This window comes from Candidatus Zixiibacteriota bacterium, from assembly GCA_040756055.1.
Classification (GTDB): Bacteria; Zixibacteria; MSB-5A5; order GN15; family FEB-12.
The window spans coordinates 227,448-243,690 of record JBFLZR010000004.1 but is presented as its reverse complement, the minus strand read 5'-3'; the positions used below and the strand labels follow the sequence as shown (position 1 = coordinate 243,690).

Sequence of the window (16,243 nt, the reverse complement as noted above, 5' to 3'; positions counted from 1 at the left end):
GATGGCGCAGAACCCGCTACAATCAACCCTCATGGAACGCATCGTATCGCGCGCCGACATTGTTCTCGCGCTCGGCGTGATAGGTATTATCGGTATTCTCGTAATCCCGATTCCGACCGCCCTGCTCGATTTCGCGCTGGCTTTCAATATCACCTTCTCGCTGGTGGTACTGCTCACCACGCTGTACGTGACACGTCCGCTCGATCTTTCGGTATTCCCCGGGATGCTGCTGATCGTCACCCTCATGCGCCTGGCTCTCAACGTGGCATCGACCCGTCTGATTCTCGGACAGGCCTATGCCGGTGAGGTCATCAATTCGTTCGGTAATTTCGTCGTCCAGGGCAACTACGTCGTCGGATTTATCGTCTTCGTGATCCTTGTCATCATCCAGTTCGTGGTCATCACCAAGGGCGCGGGCCGTATCTCCGAAGTAGCCGCTCGATTCACCCTCGACGCCATGCCCGGCAAACAGATGGCTATCGATGCCGACCTGAATGCCGGTATCATCAGCGAACAGCAGGCCAAAGAGCGTCGCTCCGATATCGCCCGTGAGGCCGATTTCTATGGCGCTATGGACGGCGCTTCCAAATTCGTGCGCGGCGACGCTATCGCCGGCATTCTCATTACCCTGATTAATATCATCGGCGGCTTCGTTATCGGTATCGCCCTTAACGGAATGAGCCTCACCGATGCTCTCAAGACATACAGTCTGTTGTCAATCGGTGACGGTCTGGTCACGCAGATTCCCGCCCTTCTGGTTTCAACCGCGTCGGGTATCATCGTAACTCGCTCCGCGGCCTCGTCCGACATGGGCACCGACCTCACCAGGCAGCTTACCAACAAACCGCGCGCCATTTTGGTGACATCGAGTGTGCTCATTCTGTTCGGTTTGCTTCCCGGCATGCCCACTCTCACTTTCCTCACTCTCGGCCTGGTCGTGGGTGGCCTGGGATACGCTACCCGTGAGGCGGCACGCCGCAAACAGGTGGCCGACGATGAGCAGTCGAAGAAGGCGACGGCCCAGACACAGAAACCGAAAGAACGGACCGAAGACCTGCTGAAAGTCGACACCCTCGGACTGGAAATCGGTTACGGTTTGATTCCAATGGTTGACGCCCGTCAGGGCGGCGACCTGCTCGGCCGGGTGGCCTCTATCCGCAAACAACTCGCCGGAGAACTCGGTATCGTGGTGCCGCCGGTAAGAATACGCGACAACGTCCAGCTTAAGCCGAACGAGTATCAGGTAAAGCTCAAAGGAATTCGGATTGCCGGCTTCGAGTTGATGGTTGACCACTTGCTGGCCATCAATCCGGGTTTCGTTGAGGACAGAGTCGATGGCTTCGAAACCAAAGACCCCGCCTTCGGCCTTCAGGCCACCTGGATCATTCCAAACCTCAAAGAGGTTGCCCAGGCCAAGGGATATACCGTCGTCGAACCAGCCGCCGTTCTGGCCACGCATCTGACTGAACTTGTCCGCAATTCCGCCTATGAGATTGTGACGCGTCAGGATGTTCAGCATCTGGTTGACACTCTCAAGGAAGACTTCCCGGCGCTGGTCGATTCCGTCATCCCGGAAACGGTTTCGCTTGGAACCCTGCAGAAAGTACTCGTGTCGCTGCTTCGGGAGAAAGTACCGATTCGCGACCTGGCCACGATTCTCGAAACCCTCTCGGATTACGTCCACGCCACGAAGGACACGGATGTTCTCGCGGAGTACGTGCGCATGTCGCTCAAGCGGCAGATCACCGAGATTTATCGCGACAAGACCGGCAAGATAAACGTGTTCACCATCGACCCGGCTATCGAGCAGAGACTGTCCGACGCGGTGCAAAACACCAAACAGGGACTGATGCTCGTGCTCGACCCGGCTTTGACCGACAAGCTTCTCAAACTAATCGGAAAACAGACTGACCTGATGCAGGCCGGCGGCTATGTGCCGCTGTGTATCTGTTCACCGAACATCAGACTCGCCCTGCGGCGACTCGTTGAAGCGGTCTTCCCGCATCTGGCAGTGGTCTCATACAACGAAATATTACCCGACGTTGAGCTGGTCTCAACAGGCATGGTGAGGATAGAAAATGATCATTAAAACCTTCACAGATGAATCGTCGGCGGCCGCCCTCAAGCGCATCCGTAAGGAAATGGGCGGCGACGCCGTCGTGCTCAAAACCCGACAGGTAGCGGGCCGGGACAAGAAAACGATGTTCGAAGTCACCGCCTGCTTGGAAAAAGCCTCGGTCGCACGCACCTCGGAAATTCTGACCGATACTGATACCGCGGCAGGTAATTCTCCGGTCTCGCAGCCCGAGCCGAAACCACAGCCGGTCAGGGAAATCGAACCCTCGACCCGGACCGATACGGACTACCTGAGAGAGAAGATTGTTGCCATCGACCGTAAGCTTAACCAGCTGCTCAGCCTGGGAATTCAACCCGATGGCATCAGCCGGCTGGAAATGTTCCAGAAAATTCACCGTTGCCTCAAGGAAGCGGATCTTCCCGACGACTACCTCGAAGCATTCATCTCGTCGGTTACGGAGAATTACGATGGTATCTCCGACATAACCGCGGTGACCCGCCAGAAACTGGCCGGTGAACTCGAAGGCATGATTGCCCGCGATGTGACGCTCGATCACGGCGACACCGCCGTCTTCATCGGTCCCGCCGGGAGCGGCAAGTCGTCGGTCATGGGCAAGCTGGCTGCCTCGCTGGTGGCCAAACAGCGCCGTAGCGTAAGGCTGCTGACACTCGACAATTTCAAGATGGGCGCCTTCGATGAAATCTGCAGCTACGCTGAGATTCTCGGTATCGAAGTCATTGACCCCCTTAAACTCGATACGGAAAAAGCGTCGGACAAAGATGCCGTGACGCTCATCGATGCTCCGGCTATGCCGTTCAACGCTGAAAAACTCAAAGCGCTGCGTTCCCGGATCGAACAGATCAACCCCACCCACACCTTTGCCGTGTTCTCATTTTTGACGCGTTCACGCGACGTGTTCGAGATAAGCAAGCGCCTTAAAGAACTGCGTCCCACCCACCTGGTTGTGACAATGCAGGATCTGGCCAGTTGCTACGGAACCGCGATAACCGCCGTCAAATCAACCGGTCTGAAGATGGCTTTCATCTCCGATGCCCCCGGCGGCATGGATGACCTCAAATCACCCGACCCGGATTATCTCGCCGGGATGCTTTTAGGCTCCGAGGTGAACTGTGAATAGATTCGAAAACCGTAAAACGATTCCGCGACGCATCAGCAGCGGTCCGGCCAAAATCGTTTCCCTCCTGTCCGGCAAGGGCGGAGTGGGGAAAACGGTACTGGTGGTTAACCTGGCTGAACGCATGGCCGCCCTTGGCGCCAGAGTGCTCGTCGTTGATGCCGATATCAACTGCGGCAACACCCATATCATCGCCAATACCGGCTGCGACTACGGCTTCAAAGAGTTTATCCGCGGCGACCTTTCCATTCGCGAGGCCGTCGTAACCACCAAATATGGCTTTGACCTGATGGCTGCCGGCGCCGGCGAGCCGGTGTTCGTCGATGGCGATATCAAGGCTATCGCGACCACGATACTCAACCTGCGTCGCAACGCCACCGAATACGACATAATCATAATGGACCATGGCTCAGGAATCTCGAAAGCGGATACCGTCATGGCCCACGGCAGCGATATTAACATCGTCACCTTCGTGCCCGAGCTGACATCCATCTCGGATTGCTACGGGCTGTATAAACATCTTCATCGCACCGACAGTGCCATCGAGGTGCGCCTCATGGCCAATCGGGTTACTTCCGAGCAGGAAGCGCACTTCGTTTACGGTAAGCTCTGCGCGATAAGTGAACGTTTTGTGGGGCAGGCCCCCGAGTTCATCGGCTATATAAGCGAAAGCAGGCTCTTCCGTGAAAGCATTGCCACTCAAACCACGCTCAGCGGTCTTAATCAGCAGTCCGCTGCCATCCAAGAACTTACGCTGATCGCCGTTAATATTTTTCGCGGTTTTGGCTGGCCGATTTCAGCGGCTGTCGCCAGAACATTATCCACTGAAAAGACGATAAATGAAACCACGGCTCCGGCCGATATAAGGGAATAGCTGTCAAATGGTTACCGTAATTAAAAACCAAACGAAGAGAGCTGACGAAAACGCAAAGCCCGAGATTTTAGAAAACACCTTTTCCCAAACCAGGAAAAGAAGAATTAAACAATGGGACGTCAGCGATCGGGATTGGTCCCGATACCATCGACTTGGCACGGACGAAATTCGCAAGGACCTGCTCGCTAAGTATATCCCGCTCGTCCGAAACGTGGCAACGCGTATGGCTATGGGTTTTCCGAGATCGGTCGAATTGTCCGACCTGATCTCCACCGGCGTGATTGGTTTGATTGAAGCTTTTTCGAATTTCGATCCGAATCGTGGCGTCAAGTTCGAAACATATGCCGTCCCGCGCATAAGGGGCGCTATCCTCGACGAGCTCAGGGCTCTCGACTGGGTACCGCGCTCGACCCGCGCCAAATCGCGCGAGATCGAAAGAGCCTACTGCGTGCTCGAAAACGATTTGGGACGGCCGCCGGAAAAAACGGAACTGGCCAAACAAATGAATATCTCGCTCGAAGAGCTGCACAACACCCTTGAGGACGTTTCCGGCACCGGTATCCTGTCGCTCGATGAGGTGATATATCGCGAAGACGACAACCGGCAAGTGCCGCGTATTGAGACAGTTATAGACCGGGAGACACTCAGTGTCCTCGGTGAAATAGAAAAGAAAGAATTGAAGTCGTTTCTCGGCGTGGCCATCGACCGGCTCTCCAGGCAGGAGAAACTGGTCATAGCCCTTTATTACTACGAGGAACTGACGTTGAAGGAGATTGGCGAGGTAATGTCAATCTCGGAATCGCGCGTTTCGCAGATTCATACCCGCGCGGTCGTCAAACTCCGAACGATGGTCAGGGAGAAATTCGCGCTGACCGCTTGAGCCGGACCGGCGCGACCTTGAGGAGCCAAAGCGATGACGGAATCACTCGAACGTATCGATATCGGTCCGGAGCATCAGCCCTCAGACCGGGTTAACCCGGCCGATCCGTCCAACCCGGAAAAGAAGGACAATGGCTTCTCCAACGCTCTGAAAGAAAAAATGAAGGAAAAGCTCAAAAGGAAAAAACGCGCTAAACGAGACGAAGTGATTCTCAAAAGCGAAACGAATGCCAACGAGCAAACACCTGCCGAACCGGATCAGCACGCTCAGGGCGAAAGCAAGCCCGAAACTCAATCCGAACCGGTCCAGGAAAAAACAGAAACTGAACATATAGATTTAACTGCATAAACAAGGGGTTTGTGAAAATGGAAATTTCACAGGAATTCATGATTGATATGGCCTTGAACATAGGAGGCTACCTGCTGGCCGGAGCTGTTTCGGTACTCATTTACTCACTCTTCGCGGGACGCAAGAAAAGCGCTCCCGTTGCCGAGCCTGTGCAGACAGCCGAGGTAACCCCGCCGGCCGATGAAGTCATATCGACTCCGACCGAAAAACGCCGCGTGGAGTTTATCAGGCTCGCTCATGAAAATGCTACAGCCGCTGATATCGAGACCAGGGCTGTCAGGGCCGAACAACCCCACGGCGGCGACAGGCGCGACAGGGCTGAAATCATAAGGATCGCGCGAAGCATGCTGAAAGCCGGAGCCACCAGCGAAAGAATAAAACGGGTACTTCCCATCTCAGAAGCGGAGCTTTCCCTGCTGAGCATGAGCGGAAGGTAACTGATAACGGAGATAAACATGTCAAACGAAAGCCCATTCTTTTTGTCAAAGGTAGAATGCCCTATCTGCAAAACGATCAACGAATACGAAACGGTCAAGGTGGGCGCATTCTACGAAAACGGGCGTGACACGGATTTCTGCCCCAAGGAAATCCAGTGGCGATACCCGCGGTATCAGGCGTACAACCCGCTGGTATTCTTCACCGCTACCTGTAGTAATTGCTTTTATACGAGAGAATTTTCCAACAGCTTTAAAGACTGGAAAAACGATAACAACTTCAGAGCCTACCGTCTGAAAACCGTCAAGGAAAAACATCTTGACCAACTGGCCACGGCCGACTCAATCATTCGCACCATGGGTGAGGCGCTCAATGTCACCGGGCACCCCAACGAGACGGCGATTCTCAAGCTGCACCTGGCTATCTTCGATGAAGAGCTGGCCGAACGTTCGAGCAACCTCGATCTCGGTCGATTCTACCTGAGAATTGCCTGGGTTTACCGCGATCTCGAGAGAGGCGAAAACCCCGGTGTGCAGTTTCTCAAGGGATTGATGCTTGAAATCGACACCCAGTTCCACCAGATGAAAGAGGCCATCAGCAATAGTCGCGCGCGACTTGAATCATTCTCCCGTCATCTGCTGTCACACTTCGAGAGCGGCGAACTAACGGCCGACGTTAAGTCGCGGATGTTTCCCTACCGTGAAAAATTCCAGCCGGGAATAAACGATCTCGAAAATCTCATCGTCGACTCGGAAAAGAAGATCGAGGAATACTCCACCCTTCTTAACGAGTACAAGGCGGCTGCCCTCGGCGACGCCGGCGGCGACGCCGGCGTGGCTTTCGGCCGGTATCACTCTTTCACCGAATTCCTTCTCACCCTGAAAAGCCGGTGGGGTGGCATTGTCACCAACGAAAAGGAAGCCATGGAGAAAGCCATTCATTACTACGTCGAGGCTTTCGCCGGCGGCCGGGATATCTCCCCGGGCAACCAGCAGATCCAGGCCTCTTACCTGATTGCGGAGCTCTCCCGTCGAATCGGCGATTATGACCAGGCCCGTCAGTATTTCAACAGCACTATCAAGCACGGGCAGGAATTCATCTACCAGAACCGCAAGGATCCGTCACGAACGGCCCTCGCACGCAAAATACTCGAGCTCGCCATCGAGCAGGGAAAAGCAAACATGGAGGCCCTCAAGTCAGCCTAGGGGAGAATGGAGTATATGCAACTAACACTGCCTCAAATACCGGAACCGCTGCGACTCTGGGAGAAAATCGAGATTGTAGTCGGCGAGGGCGACAGCAAAGGCGTCTACCTGACCAGAATCGAAGACTTCACCGATGATGCCATAATCGTCTGCAATCCGGAATTCCAGCAGGGACGTACCCTGCTGCGAAACAACTGCGAAGTGGTGGTACTGGTCATCAAGGAAGATGCCGTGTATCAGTTCTACTCCCAGATAAACAAGATTGAAAGGGAAGGTCAGCAGGCGCACGCTCTCAGTCTGCCCGGCGAAATACGGAGAATCCAGAGGCGTCAGTTCGTACGCATCGAAATGTTCGGCAATATTCGTTATGCCAATCTCGGTTCGCGCGACTTCAACCGCAAGCTGGTCTGGCGCCAGTCGGCCTGTGAAAATATCAGCGGCGGCGGTATGCTGGTATGTTGTGACGACAATCTCGAGCCGCCCGATATTCTCCTTGTCAAAGCCGACGTGTTTTCCAAACTGCATCTGCCGCAGCCGATTGCCGCCATCTGTCGCCGCAGCCTGCGAAAGGACAATCGCCTGTATGCCGGAATCGAATTTATTCGGGCCGACAGTCTGACCCATTATCTTTACGGCAGCGAACTGGCCAATCTCCCGTCAAGCGTCGTCGAATTCGACCACGCCGCTCAGAACCGGCTGGTAACATTCGTTTTTCAGCAGCAGATAGAACTAAGAAAAAAGGGGCTGATATGAGTATGTCCGATAGCGATCATGGTCTGCCAATGGAAAGCACCTCCATCGACATCAACGATGTGGATCTGTCCTCGCTGGTCGGACATGAGGTCGTTCTTTATACCGAACAGTATGAAGGCAAAGCGCTCGCGGCCAAGGTTATACTCGTTTCCAACGGAGCCATTACGGTCGATCGAAGCGGCGCCAACGGTATGATCGACAGCCTGATAAATAACCAGAAAACGATTGTACAGTTTGTCTACCGCGGTCAACGAATTTCGGTCGATGCCAGACTCAAAAGAACCGGCGGCGGAAAGTGCACTCTGCATCTGGGAGAGAAACTGGTGCCGCTGTCGCGACGCCGGTACACCCGCTATGACATGAACCGCGCGGTAAAGTGCGCCGTACTCCCGTCGCGCGATTTCGACCCCCAGCGCATCGGCAAACTCAGATGGATAGAAACCGATTCCATCAACTTCTCCAGCGGCGGCATTCAGCTGTGCCTGCCGAAGCAATTGAACGAAACCACCTACCTGCTGCTGAGTATCGATCTGCGTGATGTCGGATTTCCGGCTCTTATCATTGGACAGGTCCGCTACGCACACGCCATCGACCGGTTCCGCTACCGCGTCGGCATAGAGTTTATTGTCAGCGAAGCAAAAGAAAGACACTTCGATATGGCAGCTATAAAGAAATTTCCTCCGGTCGTGTTCGAGTACAGCGACGCCCGGAGAAAAGAATTGAACAAAGAATTGGCAGTTCGACTGCAACAGTAATAAACAGGAGCAATTATATGAAGAGCGATGACAGAGTCAAGTTCGTCTCCGAGATCGACATCGGGGACCAAAAAGTTGAAGTCAGAAAACCCTTCAAGATGGAATACGAAAACAAGCGCCGGTTTATCCGCCTGGAAATTACCGGTCCTGTTGACATGAAGTCCGTCAAAGACTGTCTGTCGAATTTCACCCCGGAAGATGAATACCACCTCCAGGGCAATATCCTCAATATCTCCGCCGGGGGCGTTTTGGTCGATCTGGACCAGCCTCTCAACAACGCCGATATCGTACTGATGCGACTCACCCTTCAGGGAAGCCTGAAGCTTGATAACATCCTCGGCGTCGTCAAGCGGATCGAAAAGGATGATGAAGGATACCTGGCCGGTATCGAATTCATCGCCAGGGAAAATCTCAAAGACCTGCTCTCCCAGGCCGAGCTTGACCTCCTCAGCGAGAATATCAGCGGTTTCGAAGACAGGGTACACGAGGTTCTCAGCCGTTATCTGTACACCGATTCGGCTGCCCAATAAGGAGCATAGTTTTGAGAAAACGATATGGGATATCGTTGATGGTGATCCTGCTGGCCGGCGGGCTGCTATCAGCCCCGACCGATCGTGACATTCTCGTCAATGTCATCGCGCCACGGTTCGCCTACAGCGACTCGCAGGTTGGCCAGGTCCTTAAGCGCCACCTCTCGCGCAAGGCCGATGTACGCGTCTGCCTTGTTGACGGCGACAGTGATATTGAACCGGCTTTCCCCCACGATTATCTGAATGTCGACAGCCTCGTCGAGTGGGGACGAGAAACAGGCGGCCGATACCTGGTAACCGTGGAAATTATCAGCGAACGACTCGAAACGCGCAAAGGCTTCCACATCCCGCTGGTGGTCCACAAGTATGAAAGTGTCGGCATCATCGAGGGGGAGATTCGCCTGATTGACCTCACGCGAGGCAAACTGGTGATGGCGGAACCTTTCAGAATCGAGCGAAAAGGTCCGCGGATTTTCCAGGCAACCATGGATGATGACAAAAACGACCCTGACCTTCATCTGACAGCGCCTGACAAAGTACGCTTCTTTGCGGAACTTGAAGACAACCTGTGTGAACTCCTGAGCGACCGGGTGCTGGCTGTGGCCGGAGGTCGATAAGCGGCAACGATATGAAGCCAAAACGTTCGTCAAAAGCAGCACGCACCACGACAAGCGAACTCGCGCTGGTGGCCGAAATCGCGTCCGCATGCCGCAAGGCTGCGCCGGATGCCGAAACTTTCAGCTTCATCCTGGGCAGACTGAAAAAACTTGTGGCTTTCGACGCCGCGACCGTCTTCCTGTTCGATCGCGACTCAAAGCAGCTCAAGGAAACGGCCAGCCTGGGCCATCGAGTCGTCGCCCTGGACTTTTTCAATATTGACGGCGGACAGGGACTGACCGGCTGGACTGCGCACAGCGGGAAACCCACCGTGCTTTCCGACCGGACCGGACGAAGAGATTTCAACCCCGATACCGATCTCGCCTCGTTTCTTTCGGTGCCGCTGACGGTTTCCGATGAAGTCATCGGCGTCATAAACCTGGGAAGCAACACCCCCGGGGCTTTCGGCGCCGAGCAGGCTGACGTTATGATGACGGTGGCCAATCATATCGGACTCTCACTCGAAAAACTCGCCTACCAGAAAAAATTCGAGGATCTGACCAGGCGAACAGCGAAAATTATAGTGTGCCCCGATGGCGCGGAGACCATCACTTTGCCCAGACAACAAATTCTGGACCTCTCCAAAACCATCGCGGTTATCAACCACGACATAAACAATTCACTCTCCGTATTGCTCGGCAATCTCCAGTGCATGTTGATGGAAGCAACCACCTTCGAACAGAAGACTCTTTCCAGGATCAAACGCATGGAAAACGCCACCAACAAACTCAGAGCGATCAACGAGAAAATCCTTGAGCTTTATAATGACATTCGCTCTACGGCCGAGGATGCCGGGCAGGACGAGCCCCGTGACAAAGAGATGGCGGTAAGAAATGTATGATGCCGTAGCACAGACCGGACCGGCCGCCGCCAATGCCTCCCTCTGGCAGGCGTTGGATTGCGTCGATGTCGGCCTGTTTCTTTTGAACCGCGACGGGTTCCTGATACGCTACAACAGGGCGGCCGCGAGAATCTTCGCGCTCAGCGCCGACAACTGGGGGCAACAACACATATCGGCTATCGATACTATCCTGGCAACCGGCCTGGCCGGCATGGTCCCCGGTATTCTCGATAACTCGCGGTCATTCTGTCAGAAAAATATCGCATGCACCAATCCCAACGGTCTTTATCTGGTGCTCGACATATGCTGCAAGGCGGTTCCGCCGCAGTCCGGAGAGCCGGAAATGATCCTCGGCGTCGTAAGAGAATCCGACTCGAGCCAGACGCTTGGTCCTGATTCCGTTGACGATTTCGAAGATCTCAATATTCTCTCCACCGTGGCGTCGTCACTGTCGTCATCGTGTGAACTCGAACAAATACTCGAGGTTATCCTCACGGGAGCCACCGCGTCGCAGGGACTCGGGTTCAATCGTGCTTTTCTTTTTCTGTACGATTCAGAGTCGCTCTGCCTTAAGGGTCATCTCGCTGTGGGACCCACCTCGGCCGAGGAGGCTGGTAATATCTGGCGCGATCTCGAATCGCGGGGACTCTCGCTGGACCAACTCCTCCAGCCGGAAACGAGAGACTCGCTGCGCAAAGTGGATTCGACCAACAAGCTCATCGAAAATATGACCTTTGACCTGACAAAGGAATCGATGATCGCCACCGCCTGCCGGCAGGGAGCCTGGATTAATCTCGCGGCCGGCGACGAGATCGACCCTCTCACGGCATCGTTTCTGGATCGACTCGGAAGTCGCAACATGGCTCTCGTCCCCATGGTCAGCAAAGGACATCTGACCGGCTTGCTGGCCGCCGACTGCGCCATTACCGGAAAACCCATATCCGATGGAGCGGTCCAGCTACTTCAAATCCTGGCAAACCAGGCTGCCGTCGCCATGGAGCGTTCCCGACTGTATGAAGAACAGATCGCCCGCGCCTCCCAGCTCGAACAACTGAATATCCTTCTGGGTGAATCCCAGGACCACATTATCAAGATGGAGAAGCTGTCGATCATCGGAGAACTGACGGCTGCCATCGCCCACGAACTTCGCAACCCTCTGGCTGTCGTCGGCGGTTTTGCCAATCTTATGCTCAAGTCCGACACCAGCGAAGAGCAGAAACAGTATCTGCAGATTATCGCCAGCGAGACAGCCCGCAGCGAGGCTATCCTCAACCAGGTTCTGGATTTTCACAAGGCCAGCATGTGCGACCAGAGCGAATTCAGCTTCTCCGAACTGGTCGATAAAAACCTCAAATTGCTCAAAGGCCGGCTGCGCAAACTCGACGTGAATATTACTCTTTCGCTAGCTCCCCAGCCGATGAAAATTTTCGGCAACTATGACCAGCTTTCGCATGCGTTCTACCAGTTCTTCAGGCTCGTGGCCGAAGATCTCATCCCACCCGGCAGCGCCGAGGTCAGAACCGAACGCAAGAATAATACGGCACTGATGTTGATAAAGTTAAATGTCGAGGGACGTGACCGCGAAAAGACGGTCAAAGCCCTCAAACAAGTATTCAGCGAAAACAAGGCGTCGCTGCGCCTTATGATTCTGGTGGCCGGCGAAACCATAAGGTACCACGGCGGCTCGTTTGGAATCAATTGCGAGGGAAGCAGCGCCCCGACCGTATTCGTTGAACTCCCCCTAGCACAGGAGAAATAGTATGCCAGGCAATATTCTCATAGTGGATGACGATGACAGCCTGAGACTGCTCTACAAGGCCGAATTGACAAGGGATGGCTATACTGTAGAGACTGCGAGCAACGCCGAGGAGGCTTTACAGCAGGTCTCGCGACAAAATTACGCCCTGGCAATTGTCGATATCGAAATGCCGGGTATGTCCGGGTTGGAACTGTTGGGGAAACTGCGTCAAGCAGCGCCCGACACCTGCCTGGTCGTCAATTCGGCCTACAGCACCTACAAGGCCGACTTCAACTCCTGGCTGGCCGACCGGTATGTCGTCAAATCGTCGGATCTTGAGCCGCTGAAACAGAATATTCGAGAATTGATGGTGACAGGTGAACAAGGAACAAGATAGAAACACCGAATTGGAACTGCTCGCGCAGGTCGATGAACTCAACGAGACCGTTAAAACGCTCGCCTTGAATCTGGCCATATATCTGGCCAAAGCCAAGGCGCATTCCGACGATCTCAACCGCATGGAACCCGAGTTCATCAGACTAATAAACGGCTCGGTAAAAGTCGTGCAGGAACTGGCTACGGTCATCGCGGCGGCTCGCAATAAAGTCACGATGGCGTTCGATGTCCCCTCCGTTTCGGGAGTCGATCACATCGAACGTAAACTCGAGTCTATCCTGCGGCAATGTCATGAAATCATGTCGACCCTGGCGAAAGAAACGGATATAAAAATATAAACAAAGATGACACTCGATTCATCGTACGAAAGTCGCTGCGCGGCCGGTCAAGCAATACCCGAAACAGGGAAGTGAGCCGGGTGATCGATGTCATCACAAGCGGAAATAAGGAATTCAAACCATGGCGCAAGAGTACATTAAAAAACTCAACGAGATGGCCGAGCAGCGGGGCGACCCGTTCAGGGTCTTGATTGTCGACGACGAGAAATGGATTCAGGAGGTCTTTCGCGATTTCTGCGAACTGACCAGCGCCTTCACGGTAGAAATGGCCGATAACGGCGCCGATGCTATCGAGAAAGCGCGAAGCAACAACTATGACCTGATCACCCTCGACCTCATAATGCCCGAAATGTCGGGACTCGAGGTCCTGGCTGCCATCAAGCAGGTCTCTCCGCACGTTCCCGTCATGATTATCACGGGAAACGCCACGGAGAAAATAGTCAACGAGGCCGGCGTAATGGGCGCCTGCCGCGTTATGTACAAACCCATCATGCTCGAAAACTTCATCGCTGAGGTGATGGCCACTCTCAACAAATGAGCGGCCGAACATGAATTTTTGAATTAGTGAGTATGTGTGAGTCCCAACTACATAAAGGGGGAATGAGCAGATGAAAAGCTCCGTGTCCGTGTTGATTGTCGATGACGAAGAGATGATGCGTAATCTGCTTGAGAAAATCCTGGCGCGCGAAGGGTATAATATCCTTACCGCTGAAGACGGCGTCGCGGCCCTGGAAATCCTCAACTCCAACCAGATCGATCTCGTCATCTCCGATATGAAAATGCCGCGTATGAACGGATTCGAGCTTCTGAAGCACGTTAAGCAGGAACACCCGCAAACCGGGGTGATTATCATGACGGCATACGGTGATACCTATACTGTCAAGGACGCTCTGCTGCTTGGAGCCGACGAATATATCACCAAACCGTTCAAAAGCTATGAGATCTCGCTCGTCGTTGAACGAGCCTACTGGCGACTCTTATCCTCAAAAGGGAGAGTGTCCCAGGCAACCTGATAGGAATTACTGATGGTCAGTGACGCCGGCCAACTTGCCACCACACCGCGGCGCAGGGTCGCTGTGACGGTTACTAAAGACTCAATGACCGCCTCTATTATTCTGCGCGAACCGCCCGTTGAAGACCCGCCGATTACCGTCGAGGAAATCCTCGAAGAAATCGAAAAGGCGGAAATCACCTATGGCCTGGACAGGTCAGCCATCGAAAAAGCTGTCGAAGAATCCGCCTTCAACGAGCCCATAACGGTGGCAAAGGGAATTCCCCCGAAACGGGGCGAAAACTCCCAATTTGCCTATCACTTCGATACCAGCCACGACCATCGCCCCGATGTCGATCGTGACGGCCGCATCGACTACAAAAACATTCACTTCGTCCAGAACATCGAAAAAGGCGGTCTGCTGGTGAGCAAAACACCGCCAACACCCTGCATCCCCGGATACAATGTCTACGGCAAGCCTATCAAGGGTGTCGATGGCAGGGATATCCCCTTCAAACACGGCATCAACACGGTTGTCTCAGAGGACGGCATGAAACTTCTGGCCGCCGCCAGCGGCGCCATCATCTATCTCTATGGCAAAGTGGCCGTCAATGACGTTATGACTGTAAAAGGCGACGTGGATTTCAATGTCGGAAATATCGATTGCCGCGGCTCGGTTCGGGTTCAGGGAGGCATTAAAACCGGGTTCGAGTTGAAGATCGACGGCGATCTCGAAGTCAACGGCAATGTCGAAGACTGCGATATCGATGTCAAAGGAAATATCATGATCAAAGGCGGCTTCTTCGGAAAAGGCGAAGGGAAAATGCGCGCCGACGGCGACATCTTCCTGAAATATGCCGAAGGGCAGCGTATCGAGGCTGGCGGCGATATCTACGTGGGAGGTGAGGTAATTAACTGCCGGATTATAGCCGGTGGAAATGTCTGGGTGAAAGGTAAAAAAGGAAAGATTGTCGGGGGAGATGTTAAAGCCTACAAGGAAATCAAAGCCAGTTTCCTTGGCTCGAATGTTGGGACCGTCACCCGCCTGGCCGTAGCCTACGATGCCGCTCTTATGCAGAAGTACGAGGAAAACGTCGCCGAGACAAAACGGCTGCAAGAGGATATGGCTAAAGTAAAAGAGGCTCTCTACACCCTTTACCGGCAGCAAATCGACGGCAAACTCAGCCCGCAGCAACAGGAAGCCCTGGGGCAACTCGAAAAACTAAAAGAGGATATCCCGGCCACCCTGGACAAACTGGCCGAAGAAATGACTCAAATCGAAGATACCCTGGCCCAACTCGAGGGTGCGGCCATAATCGCCGAAGATACCCTCTATCCCGGGGTCAGGGCGGCCTTCGGGATTGTCTACAAGGAAATCCTCAAAGACGCCAAAAAATGCCGCCTGAAACTCGAAGGCAAGAGGATCCTCGTGGCCCCTTATGAATAAATATCCGCTCTATCGAGCATTAAATCTCTTGATATTGCTGCCCAAATTCCTATATTTTTTGACGTCCTGACAAAATGAACGGAGAGGTGGCCGAGTTGGCTGAAGGCGGCGGATTGCTAATCCGTTGTAGGGCTAATGGCTCTACCCAGGGTTCGAATCCCTGCCTCTCCGCTTATTAGGTATATTCCGAGCACATCCTTAACAGTTCTTTCCGGGCAGATGGTTTACACATTGGCATCTATTCACTTTGAAAGAGGTATTGTATGCCATAGAAGAAGACCAGCGTGATGGACGAACGGATGAAATTCGTAGTCTTCGTAGGGAAAAACCCGGCAGTGGTTTTGCCGTGAAAAGATTTTTCAATCGAATCGAAGTGTTGTAAGTGTTAATATCGAAGATTGGCAGAACCGCTCACGATTGTATTCTATTGTGGAAGAGGGTTCTGCCCTTGGATCAACCTTGTAAAGCCCTAACTTGCCCGCTTCTTCCGCTGATGGATGACGTTGCTCTGCCATATTATCCAGACCCTCTATGAATCTTTCATAATCAATTGTATCAACAGAAAACTCCTCATAAAAAGCATTCGGATTTAGCAGTAAAACCAGTTTCTTCCCAAATACAATCGTTAGTTCACCATCGGTTTGCAACCACTCCTGATGCATGCTTTCATCAGAGGCCTGCAGCCCTCCTCATACACCGGCATAGGCCGTCCAGAGTCATCTCTCGAGTCCTGACAGTTTGCTGTCATCAGTAGCAGAGAAGATATCGCAACCGCCCAGCGTACTGTCTTAAAAAGTATCAACGAATGCCTGGACATCATTTTGCGTCACCCCCCTTTTTACT

Annotated in this window: 19 protein-coding genes and 1 tRNA gene; 19 read left to right on the top strand and 1 reads right to left on the bottom strand. The window is 53.6% G+C overall.

Features of this window, described 5'->3' with window-relative positions; all coding sequences use genetic code 11:
• Position 1: 1 nt before the first annotated feature.
• The 19 genes from flhA (at position 2) to AB1483_09220 (ending at position 15,571) form a co-directional block, all read left to right on the top strand.
• Entirely contained in the window at positions 2 to 2,089 is a 2,088-nt protein-coding gene (flhA, locus tag AB1483_09310; GenBank protein ID MEW6412655.1) for a flagellar biosynthesis protein FlhA, read from the top strand.
• A complete protein-coding gene (locus AB1483_09305) occupies positions 2,079 to 3,215 on the top strand; it encodes a hypothetical protein (GenBank protein MEW6412654.1) in 1,137 nt (378 codons plus the stop codon). Before flhA ends, AB1483_09305 begins: the two co-directional genes overlap by 11 nt.
• Positions 3,208 to 4,086 carry an AAA family ATPase gene (locus AB1483_09300; GenBank protein MEW6412653.1) on the top strand — a complete coding sequence of 293 codons (879 nt, stop codon included), beginning with the start codon at positions 3,208 to 3,210 and terminating at the stop codon, positions 4,084 to 4,086. The genes AB1483_09305 and AB1483_09300 overlap by 8 nt, the downstream gene beginning before the upstream one ends.
• Positions 4,087 to 4,093: 7 nt before the next feature.
• The gene (locus AB1483_09295; protein MEW6412652.1) at positions 4,094 to 4,966 is read left to right on the top strand and encodes a FliA/WhiG family RNA polymerase sigma factor; all 873 of its coding nucleotides are present in this window, start codon (positions 4,094 to 4,096) and stop codon (positions 4,964 to 4,966) included.
• A gap of 33 nt (positions 4,967 to 4,999) precedes the next feature.
• Entirely contained in the window at positions 5,000 to 5,314 is a 315-nt protein-coding gene (locus AB1483_09290; protein MEW6412651.1) for a hypothetical protein, read from the top strand.
• A gap of 17 nt (positions 5,315 to 5,331) precedes the next feature.
• A complete protein-coding gene (locus AB1483_09285; protein ID MEW6412650.1) occupies positions 5,332 to 5,751 on the top strand; it encodes a hypothetical protein in 420 nt (139 codons plus the stop codon).
• Between the two features lie 18 nt (positions 5,752 to 5,769).
• Complete coding sequence (locus AB1483_09280; GenBank protein MEW6412649.1) at positions 5,770 to 6,954, top strand: DUF2225 domain-containing protein; 1,185 nt, start codon at positions 5,770 to 5,772, stop codon at positions 6,952 to 6,954.
• Between the two features lie 15 nt (positions 6,955 to 6,969).
• Positions 6,970 to 7,707 (top strand): flagellar brake domain-containing protein, encoded by a 738-nt coding sequence (locus tag AB1483_09275; protein ID MEW6412648.1) that lies wholly within the window; start codon positions 6,970 to 6,972, stop codon positions 7,705 to 7,707.
• Complete coding sequence (locus tag AB1483_09270; protein MEW6412647.1) at positions 7,704 to 8,462, top strand: hypothetical protein; 759 nt, start codon at positions 7,704 to 7,706, stop codon at positions 8,460 to 8,462. Before AB1483_09275 ends, AB1483_09270 begins: the two co-directional genes overlap by 4 nt.
• Positions 8,463 to 8,479: 17 nt before the next feature.
• Positions 8,480 to 8,992 (top strand): PilZ domain-containing protein, encoded by a 513-nt coding sequence (locus AB1483_09265; protein ID MEW6412646.1) that lies wholly within the window; start codon positions 8,480 to 8,482, stop codon positions 8,990 to 8,992.
• A gap of 11 nt (positions 8,993 to 9,003) precedes the next feature.
• Positions 9,004 to 9,609, top strand: coding sequence for a hypothetical protein (locus AB1483_09260; GenBank protein ID MEW6412645.1), 606 nt, complete (start codon positions 9,004 to 9,006; stop codon positions 9,607 to 9,609).
• Positions 9,610 to 9,620: 11 nt separating this feature from the next.
• Positions 9,621 to 10,490 carry a GAF domain-containing protein gene (locus tag AB1483_09255; protein ID MEW6412644.1) on the top strand — a complete coding sequence of 290 codons (870 nt, stop codon included), beginning with the start codon at positions 9,621 to 9,623 and terminating at the stop codon, positions 10,488 to 10,490.
• Positions 10,483 to 12,249, top strand: coding sequence for a histidine kinase dimerization/phospho-acceptor domain-containing protein (locus AB1483_09250; protein MEW6412643.1), 1,767 nt, complete (start codon positions 10,483 to 10,485; stop codon positions 12,247 to 12,249). The genes AB1483_09255 and AB1483_09250 overlap by 8 nt, the downstream gene beginning before the upstream one ends.
• 1 nt (position 12,250) lies before the next feature.
• Positions 12,251 to 12,625, top strand: coding sequence for a response regulator (locus tag AB1483_09245; GenBank protein MEW6412642.1), 375 nt, complete (start codon positions 12,251 to 12,253; stop codon positions 12,623 to 12,625).
• A complete protein-coding gene (locus AB1483_09240) occupies positions 12,606 to 12,962 on the top strand; it encodes a hypothetical protein (GenBank protein MEW6412641.1) in 357 nt (118 codons plus the stop codon). The genes AB1483_09245 and AB1483_09240 overlap by 20 nt, the downstream gene beginning before the upstream one ends.
• Positions 12,963 to 13,083: 121 nt before the next feature.
• Positions 13,084 to 13,500, top strand: coding sequence for a response regulator (locus AB1483_09235; protein ID MEW6412640.1), 417 nt, complete (start codon positions 13,084 to 13,086; stop codon positions 13,498 to 13,500).
• 70 nt (positions 13,501 to 13,570) lie between these two features.
• Positions 13,571 to 13,975, top strand: coding sequence for a response regulator (locus AB1483_09230; protein ID MEW6412639.1), 405 nt, complete (start codon positions 13,571 to 13,573; stop codon positions 13,973 to 13,975).
• A 12-nt stretch (positions 13,976 to 13,987) separates the two neighbouring features.
• Complete coding sequence (locus AB1483_09225; protein ID MEW6412638.1) at positions 13,988 to 15,400, top strand: FapA family protein; 1,413 nt, start codon at positions 13,988 to 13,990, stop codon at positions 15,398 to 15,400.
• 80 nt (positions 15,401 to 15,480) lie between these two features.
• Positions 15,481 to 15,571: transfer RNA gene (locus AB1483_09220), tRNA-Ser, on the top strand.
• A 188-nt stretch (positions 15,572 to 15,759) separates the two neighbouring features.
• Here AB1483_09220 and AB1483_09215 read toward each other — a convergent pair.
• A complete protein-coding gene (locus AB1483_09215) occupies positions 15,760 to 16,062 on the bottom strand; it encodes a hypothetical protein (GenBank protein ID MEW6412637.1) in 303 nt (100 codons plus the stop codon).
• Between the last annotated feature and the right edge of the window lie 181 nt (positions 16,063 to 16,243).

Excerpts from the sequence above, each read along its gene's own strand:
- flhA (MEW6412655.1), top strand. The coding sequence starts at position 2 with ATGGCGCAGAACCCGCTACAATCAACCCTCATGGAACGCATCGTATCG.
- AB1483_09305 (MEW6412654.1), top strand. The coding sequence starts at position 2,079 with ATGATCATTAAAACCTTCACAGATGAATCGTCGGCGGCCGCCCTCAAG.
- AB1483_09295 (MEW6412652.1), top strand. The coding sequence starts at position 4,094 with ATGGTTACCGTAATTAAAAACCAAACGAAGAGAGCTGACGAAAACGCA.
- AB1483_09290 (MEW6412651.1), top strand. The coding sequence starts at position 5,000 with ATGACGGAATCACTCGAACGTATCGATATCGGTCCGGAGCATCAGCCC.
- AB1483_09285 (MEW6412650.1), top strand. The coding sequence starts at position 5,332 with ATGGAAATTTCACAGGAATTCATGATTGATATGGCCTTGAACATAGGA.
- AB1483_09280 (MEW6412649.1), top strand. The coding sequence starts at position 5,770 with ATGTCAAACGAAAGCCCATTCTTTTTGTCAAAGGTAGAATGCCCTATC.
- AB1483_09275 (MEW6412648.1), top strand. The coding sequence starts at position 6,970 with ATGCAACTAACACTGCCTCAAATACCGGAACCGCTGCGACTCTGGGAG.
- AB1483_09270 (MEW6412647.1), top strand. The coding sequence starts at position 7,704 with ATGAGTATGTCCGATAGCGATCATGGTCTGCCAATGGAAAGCACCTCC.
- AB1483_09265 (MEW6412646.1), top strand. The coding sequence starts at position 8,480 with ATGAAGAGCGATGACAGAGTCAAGTTCGTCTCCGAGATCGACATCGGG.
- AB1483_09255 (MEW6412644.1), top strand. The coding sequence starts at position 9,621 with ATGAAGCCAAAACGTTCGTCAAAAGCAGCACGCACCACGACAAGCGAA.
- AB1483_09250 (MEW6412643.1), top strand. The coding sequence starts at position 10,483 with ATGTATGATGCCGTAGCACAGACCGGACCGGCCGCCGCCAATGCCTCC.
- AB1483_09245 (MEW6412642.1), top strand. The coding sequence starts at position 12,251 with ATGCCAGGCAATATTCTCATAGTGGATGACGATGACAGCCTGAGACTG.
- AB1483_09235 (MEW6412640.1), top strand. The coding sequence starts at position 13,084 with ATGGCGCAAGAGTACATTAAAAAACTCAACGAGATGGCCGAGCAGCGG.
- AB1483_09230 (MEW6412639.1), top strand. The coding sequence starts at position 13,571 with ATGAAAAGCTCCGTGTCCGTGTTGATTGTCGATGACGAAGAGATGATG.
- AB1483_09225 (MEW6412638.1), top strand. The coding sequence starts at position 13,988 with ATGGTCAGTGACGCCGGCCAACTTGCCACCACACCGCGGCGCAGGGTC.
- AB1483_09215 (MEW6412637.1), bottom strand. The coding sequence starts at position 16,062 with ATGCATCAGGAGTGGTTGCAAACCGATGGTGAACTAACGATTGTATTT.